This is a genomic window from Xenorhabdus entomophaga, assembly GCF_037996725.1.
Taxonomy (GTDB): Bacteria; Pseudomonadota; Gammaproteobacteria; order Enterobacterales; family Enterobacteriaceae; genus Xenorhabdus; species Xenorhabdus khoisanae.
This window is the reverse complement of the sequence record NZ_JBBMXH010000413.1, coordinates 1-304: the sequence shown is the minus strand read 5'-3', so window position 1 is coordinate 304 and position 304 is coordinate 1. Positions and strand designations below refer to the sequence as shown.

General features: G+C 45.7%; 2 pseudogenes. One reads left to right on the top strand and one right to left on the bottom strand.

Going from position 1 to position 304, the window contains the following annotated elements:
- A pseudogene (locus tag AAC854_RS23440) lies at positions 1 to 111 on the top strand (transposase); the annotation flags it as partial.
- A 19-nt stretch (positions 112 to 130) separates the two neighbouring features.
- Here AAC854_RS23440 and AAC854_RS23435 read toward each other — a convergent pair.
- Positions 131 to 304 (bottom strand): annotated as a pseudogene (locus AAC854_RS23435) (ISAs1 family transposase); the annotation flags it as partial.

Genomic DNA, 304 nt, shown 5'->3' with positions numbered 1-304 from the left:
ATCCCTCGACATAAGGTCTTTGCGGGGATAGCAAAGCGCGGAAAAAATTCAATGGGCTGGTTTTACGGTTTCAAATTACACTTGGTTGTCAATCATCAGGGGGAAATTCTACAGGGCAAACGGGTCTAAATTATACTGACGTAAATCCCACCGTAAGGACTTTCAGCAGATAGCTATTATCCCATCCGGCTTCCTGGCGCTTGGTTTTCACGCCGACCTTAACGGTTTTCTCATTCTTCAGCAGGTTAAGCGCTATTTTATTCATTAAGGCGAGGTTTTCAGCCGCATGACCACTTCTCAGACG